This window comes from Rhizobium sp. TBD182, from assembly GCF_001950375.1.
Taxonomy (GTDB): Bacteria; Pseudomonadota; Alphaproteobacteria; order Rhizobiales; family Rhizobiaceae; genus Agrobacterium; species Agrobacterium tumefaciens.
In genome coordinates this window covers 28,268-28,735 of record NZ_BDLN01000012.1, presented here as the reverse complement: position 1 = coordinate 28,735, position 468 = coordinate 28,268, and the positions used below count along the sequence as shown (strand labels likewise).

At 60.0% G+C, this 468-nt stretch carries 1 protein-coding gene; it reads right to left on the bottom strand.

Going from position 1 to position 468, the window contains the following annotated elements:
• On the bottom strand, positions 1 to 468 hold a 468-nt coding region (locus T18_RS28000), incomplete at both ends, for an IS66 family transposase (RefSeq protein ID WP_323455273.1).

The window sequence follows — 468 nt, the reverse complement described above, 5'->3', positions numbered from 1 at the left end:
TGCAGAATACCGGTGAAGGTCTTCAGGTGGCGTTCCGGATGCTCCTGCCGTCGATCGCGCGAGGCATAGTAAAGGGCTGCCGGCGGTGAGAGGCCTCCGAACGGCCGATCATCCCGGACATAGGTCCAAATGCGGCCCGTATCTGTCTTTCCCTTGGCCAGGATTGGCACGGTCGTGTCGTCGCCGTGCAGACGTTCGGCAGAAAGGACATGCGCTTCGATCAGAGAATGAAGTGGCTTCAACGTCGCGGCGCAAGCTCCGACCTGATCTGCAAGCGTCGATAAACTAAGGTCGACGCCCTCGCGAGCATAGCGTTCGCTCTGACGATTGAGCGGCTGGTGCTGGGCGAACTTCTCGAACAGGATCATCGCCAGCAGGTTTGGCCCGGCAAAGCCGCGTGGCGTTACATGGAAGGGTGCTGGTGGCTGCGTGATCTTCTCGCACTCGCGACAGGTAAACTTCTCCCGT